Below are 5,761 nucleotides of genomic sequence, written 5' to 3'. Positions count from 1 at the left end.
CATGAACGCTCCACACCCCTTCGTGATCTTCCGCGTTATCCACGCCAGGACCCGCAAAATAGGGTGCAATGCTCCACTAGCCTCATGGTGGTTTCATGGTGAATGGAACCCTACTGTTTCTTCAAATTACGCTTAAGTTAGTATTGTGCGGTTTCTAAGGAGGGCGGCCCCGGTATGTGCGGCCCGGGAAAACTCAGCATCCCTCTTTTTTCACGGTAATATCGTAGACCGCGTGCCACTTCCCTGGCGAGTAGGTCCTGACCATTCGTTCGGTGACCTCCCCGGAGGTGACGGCCCGGATCAGGGGGAGGTACTCGCCCTCTTCTTCCTGGAGCGCGTAGAGGTGGATCGTCCCGCCACCCCGGCAGAGCCCTGCGGCCGCCTCGAGGAACTGCGGCGCGGCCATGGGGAGGTTCATGATGATCCGGTCGAACGGTTCAAAGCCGAGCCGGGCGAGGTGCGCGGCGTCAGCGAGCATTGGGATGACGTTTGCTGCCCGGTTGAGCGCTATGTTGTGGACCAGGAGGTGGACCGCGGCGGGGTTGAGGTCCGCAGCAAAGACGACTCGTGCTTTCCGTGCGAGGGTGATCGCGAACGGCCCCACGCCGGCGAACATATCGATCACCCGCTCCCCCTCCCCCATATCCTCGAGGATCCGTTGCCGCTCGGTGGCGAGCCGGGCCGAGAAGTAGGCGAGCGCAAGGTCCACGTCGAAGCGGAGCCCGTACTCGGTCACCAGGGTGCGGGTGGTGGGGGTCCCGGCGAGGACGGCGAACCGGCGGGTGCGGTACTCCCCTTCGACCGGGCTCTCCGGGAAGAGTATTGTGTGCAGCGACGGCCGGGACGCAAGCAGCCCCCGGGCGGCCTCCGGGTCGTCATCCTGCATGATGGCGATCCCGCCCACGAGTTCGTGGCGGGGGAGAACGACCTGTTCCGGCACGGGCTCGAAACCGCACCGGACGGCGCCTGCGACCTCCTCTGTCACCGGGAGCAGGACGGCGTCCCCCTCGGGGCGCGGCTTTAAGCGCCGGTCGAGGAGCCCTTCTTCAAGCAGCCGTCGCCGTGTCTGCTCGGCCTCTCGTTTCGGCACCGCAAGGCACCACTGTTCCTCATCCACCCGGACCACCAGCCATCTTTAGGTATGAGTCCTCATACTATTCATGGATGAGTATATCAGGAGGCTGAAAGAGGGCTCCCTCAAACTCTATGCGCTCGAGAAGGAACTCCCGCCGGGGGAGGCGGTCCGGGTGCGGCGGGCGTTCATCGAGGGCGAGACAGGGACCGCCCTGCCTGCGGTGGGGTCGTTCTCCATCGGGATTGACCGGGTGGTGAAGGCGAACATCGAGAACATGATCGGCACAGTGCAGGTGCCGCTCGGTGTTGCAGGACCGCTCAAGGTGAACGGGGAGTACGCCGCCGGGTCCTGCTACCTCCCGCTGGCGACGACCGAGGGAGCGCTTGTTGCGTCGGTGAACCGCGGGTGCTCTCTCATCACGCGGGCGGGGGGTGCGGATGTGCGGATCATGCGGGACGGGATGACCCGGGCGCCGGTCTTTGCCGCACGCGACGTCGTCCACGCCCGGGAGGTGACGGCCTGGGTCGAGGGGCACACCCCTGAGATCCGGGAGGTCGCGGAGAGCACCACGAAGCACGGGGAGTTCCTGGATGTTGTCACCTACGTGGCCGGGACGAGCGTCTTCGTCCGCCTGGAGTTCGATACGAAGGACGCCATGGGCATGAACATGGTGACGATCGCAAGCCAGAAGGTCGGCGAACTCATCGAGCGGGAGACCGGGGCACGCCTGGTCGCCCTCTCGGGGAACATGTGCACCGACAAGAAACCGGCGGCGATCAACCTGGTCAGGGGTCGGGGGAAGACCGTGGTTGCGGGGGTGCGGCTCACCGATGCGATGGTCGCCGACCTCCTCAAGACTGATGCCGAGACCCTCACCGCGGTCAACTACCGGAAGAACCTGGTAGGCTCGGCCCGGGCGGCCTCGTTCGGGTTCAACGCCCATGCGGCGAACGTCATCGCCGCCATCTTCATCGCCTGCGGGCAGGACGCCGCCCACGTCGTGGAGGGGAGTAGCGCAATCACCACCGTCGACCGGGTGGACGGCGGGGTCTACGTCTCGGTCACCCTCCCGTCGCTCCCGGTGGGGACGGTCGGCGGCGGCACTGGGGTCGATACCCAGCGGGAGTGCCTTGCGATGCTCGGCGTCGCCGGGGGCGGCGATCCGCCGGGAGCCCACGCGAAGGCGTTTGCTGAGATCGTCGCCGCAGGGGTGCTCGCCGGCGAACTCTCCCTCCTCGGCGCCCTCGCGGCCCAGCACCTGGCCCGTGCGCACAAGGACCTCGGCCGGGGATAACAAGAAGGGCTGCCGGTTCCGGTCAGGAGATTGCTGGTGCCACGATCTCATGCAGAAGAGCGCGAAGACCGCGGAAGTTCGATATTTGGGCGCTAAAGTCCCTTTCGCGTCCTTCGCGCCTTCGCGTGAGGTTTCAGTACAGGGGGGCAATAGAGTCTCACGCGAAGAGCGCGAAGTCGCGAAGGATGTGTATCTCCTCCCAACCAGAACCCTTTCTTCGCGCTCTCCCGCGGAAGCACGCGTGAGACCTGCGATCACTCCCACGCACCCTCAAGTTAAGGTGAAATGGTCCACTACAGTATCTGGACAATAACAAGGCCTCACGCGAAACCTTGGCGGGGACTGCCGCCACCGCACGGGCTTCGCATTCCTCGTAGCCTCGCGCGAGAGCGTATAGGGTGGATCTCGCCGAAAGCGCGGAAGATCCGCTGATAATCAAAAAGGTTAAGGTTATGCCACCGGCACGAACTTCGTGCCGTAGTGGATGGTACCGCTCTCGCCGTCCGCCGTCACCCGGCGGAAGACGCTTCTCACCCGCATCCCGATCTTCGCCTCCTCGGGTGAGCAGGCGACCTGGGTGGTGAGCCTCGGCCCCTCGTCGAGCTCGACAATCGCGAGAACGTATGGGGTGGTGTTCTCAAACTGGTCGCTTGCCGACCGAATCACCGTGTAGGTGACTACCGTTCCCTCGCCGTTGAACTTGTGGTCGACGATATTGCCGCTCCTCCGGCAGTCGGGGCAGAGCGACCGGGGCGGGAAGAAGTAGCGTCCGCAGGTCGTGCACTGCGTCCCGATGAGGTTATACCGCTGCGGGATCTTTCTCCAGAACCGTGATACCGACATACTTTTACGCCCCCAGGATGTGCACGACGACCGTCGCGCCGGTGCCGCCGACGTTATGAGCCATACCGACCTCAGCATCCACCTGCCTGCCCGCGGCCTCGCCGCGGAGCTGGGTGACAACCTCGCAGATCTGCTTGATCCCGGTCGCGCCGACCGGGTGGCCGCAGGCCTTCAGGCCGCCGCTCGTGTTCACGGGGAGGTCACCGTTGAGGGCTGTCGCCCCTTCCGCGGTGAGCCTCCCAGCCTCGCCCTTCTTGCAGAACCCGAGGTCTTCAATCGCGCATATCTCGGCGATCGTGAAGCAGTCGTGGACCTCGACGAGGTCGATCTCCTTGTGGGTGAGGCCTGCCCGCGCAAACGCCCGCTTCCCTGCCGCCACGGTGGCGTCCAGGGTGGAGATGTCCCGCCGGTCGTGGAGCGCGATGGTGTCGCTCGCCTGGGCGCTCGCAAGCACCTTGACCGGCGAATCGGTGAACTCGTGGGCACGCTCGAGCGGCACCACCACGACCGCCGCCGCACCGTCGGTGATCGGCGAGCAGTCGAAGAGCCGCAGGGGGTCAGCGACCAATGAGGAGGAGAGGACCGTATCAACCGTGATGCGGTTCCTGAACTGCGCGATCGGGTTCTTCGAACCGTTCTCGTGGTTCTTCACCGCAACCTCTGCAAGCTGCTCGCGGGTGAGCGGGTAGCGGTGCATGTAGTCGTTTGCGATCATGGCGTAGAGCCCGGGGAAGGTCGCCCCGGCGAACCCCTCCCACTCGCGGTCCGCGGCGCTCGCAAGCATATCCACGCTCGCCCCGGTCCCGACATCGGTCATCTTCTCAACACCCGCAGCGACCACAATGTCCTCCATGCCGCTTGCGACCGCAATCACCGCCTGCCGGAAGGCAAGCCCGCCGGAGGCGCAGGCCGCCTCCACCCTGGTCGAGGGGACATGGTTGCTAGCGAGCCCGGCGTAATCCGCGATGAGGGCCCCGATGTGCTCCTGCTCGACGAACCTGCCCGCGCTCATGTTCCCCACGTAGAGGGCGTCGATCTTCTCGCCCGAGACCCCGGCATCCTCAAGCGCCATGGTTCCGGCCTTGACGAAGAGGTCGCGGAACGAGGTGCTCCAGTGCTCCCCGAACTCCGTGCACCCGACTCCGATTACTGCTACGTCTCTCATCTCTGCATCACGATCTTTCCTTTGTGTTTGGCATACAGTGCGTAGTCGAGGTAGACCGGGTTTGCGAGCAGCTGCTCCACGGTCGGCGCCGCCGCCCGGTCAAACGCCCCGGACCCGATCGCATCGGTGACCGTGATATCGAAGGCGTCGCTCCCCGCTCCCGACCCGAACGATGTGACAAAGATCCGGTCGCCCGGTTTTGCAACATCAAGCGTTGCGGCAAGCCCGATCATCGATGCCCCCGAGTAGGTGTTGCCGAGCCTCGGGACGACGAGGCCGGGCCTGATCTGCTCTTCGGTGAACCCGAGCATCTTTGCCACCCGCTGTGGGAACTTTGCGTTCGGCTGGTGGAAGACCGCGTAGTCGTAGTCCTTCGGGTTCGTGCCCACCGCATCAAACATCAGCCTGGCTGCACCCTGGACGTGCTTGAAGTAGCCCGGGTCGCCGGTGAACCGGCCGCCGTGCCGGGGGTAACTCTGCCCCTCGCGCCGCCAGAAGTCGGGGGTATCAGTGGTGTAGGAGCAGGTCTGGTTGATATCGGCGATGGTATCTCCCTCGCCGATGACGAACGCAGCCCCGCCGGCCGCCGCCGTATACTCAAGCGCGTCTCCGGGAGCGCCCTGTGCCACATCAGCACCGATGGCGATCCCAAGCGGGATCATGCCGCTCCTGACAAGCCCCATACAGGTCTGGAGGCCTGCAGTTCCAGCCTTGCACGCGAACTCGTAGTCGGCGGCGGTCATGTTGGGCGTCGCCCCGATTGCCTCACCGACCGTGCATGCGGTGGGTTTGACCGCGTAGGGGTGCGACTCGCTTCCGACGTAGATGGCGCCGATCGCCTCAGGGTCGACGCTCCTCCGCCGGAGGGCGGCACGGGCCGCCTCGACTGCGATCGTTGCGGTATCCTCATCCAGGTCAGGGACAGATTTCTCAAAGACTCCAAGGCCCCTGGTGATGTCAGTTGCATTGGCGCCCCATATCCGCGCGATCTCCGGGACTTTTATCCGGTATCGCGGGATGTAGACGCCGTATGAATAAATGCCTACCATAACTCTCCTCGTAGAGAACTGATGATCGTCTCGACATCCATCTGTGTGCAGAGAACCGTGATCCGGTCGCGCTCTGCAAGGCCTGGGATCAGTGGATGCACCTCTTCCGGTCTGATGCCCTGCAGCACGACGCAACGCGGCTTGAAGGGCGTGACCCGGATCGCCACCATGGGTGACTTCCCGGTTGAGACATCGGTGAAGATGAGGGCACGCTCCGTGCTCCAGCCGTAGATGCGGTTGAACTCGCTCGAAGAGAGCTGGAGGATCGCATTGAGGCTGTTGATCACCGTATACCCGTAGATGGTCTGGTCCATCGGGCCGCAGAGTGTGACTGC

The 5,761-nt window shown here is 64.5% G+C and carries 5 protein-coding genes and 1 pseudogene; 1 reads left to right on the top strand and 5 read right to left on the bottom strand.

Annotated elements, in window-relative coordinates; all coding sequences use genetic code 11:
• Positions 1–193: 193 nt before the first annotated feature.
• Positions 194–1,117 carry a class I SAM-dependent methyltransferase gene (locus tag BP858_RS01150; RefSeq protein ID WP_286878606.1) on the bottom strand — a complete coding sequence of 308 codons (924 nt, stop codon included), beginning with the start codon at positions 1,115–1,117 and terminating at the stop codon, positions 194–196.
• Between the two features lie 43 nt (positions 1,118–1,160).
• Between BP858_RS01150 and hmgA the strand changes: the two genes are divergently transcribed.
• Entirely contained in the window at positions 1,161–2,369 is a 1,209-nt protein-coding gene (gene hmgA, locus BP858_RS01145; protein ID WP_074175949.1) for a hydroxymethylglutaryl-CoA reductase (NADPH), read from the top strand.
• Between the two features lie 450 nt (positions 2,370–2,819).
• Here hmgA and BP858_RS01140 read toward each other — a convergent pair whose 3' ends face one another.
• The 4 genes and pseudogenes from BP858_RS01140 to BP858_RS01125 all read right to left on the bottom strand — a co-directional run.
• Entirely contained in the window at positions 2,820–3,212 is a 393-nt protein-coding gene (locus BP858_RS01140) for a Zn-ribbon domain-containing OB-fold protein (protein ID WP_062266048.1), read from the bottom strand.
• 4 nt (positions 3,213–3,216) lie between these two features.
• The gene (locus BP858_RS01135; RefSeq protein WP_286878605.1) at positions 3,217–4,377 is read right to left on the bottom strand and encodes a thiolase domain-containing protein; all 1,161 of its coding nucleotides are present in this window, start codon (positions 4,375–4,377) and stop codon (positions 3,217–3,219) included.
• The gene (locus tag BP858_RS01130) at positions 4,374–5,426 is read right to left on the bottom strand and encodes a hydroxymethylglutaryl-CoA synthase (protein WP_286878604.1); all 1,053 of its coding nucleotides are present in this window, start codon (positions 5,424–5,426) and stop codon (positions 4,374–4,376) included. The genes BP858_RS01135 and BP858_RS01130 overlap by 4 nt, the downstream gene beginning before the upstream one ends.
• A pseudogene (locus BP858_RS01125) lies at positions 5,420–5,761 on the bottom strand (transcriptional regulator); the annotation flags it as partial. The gene BP858_RS01130 and the pseudogene BP858_RS01125, both read right to left, overlap by 7 nt.

The organism is Methanoculleus sp. UBA413 (genome assembly GCF_002502935.1).
Lineage (GTDB): Archaea > Halobacteriota > Methanomicrobia > Methanomicrobiales > Methanoculleaceae > Methanoculleus > Methanoculleus bourgensis.
The sequence above is the reverse complement of the archived record's forward strand: the minus strand, read 5'-3'. Positions and strand labels throughout refer to the sequence as shown.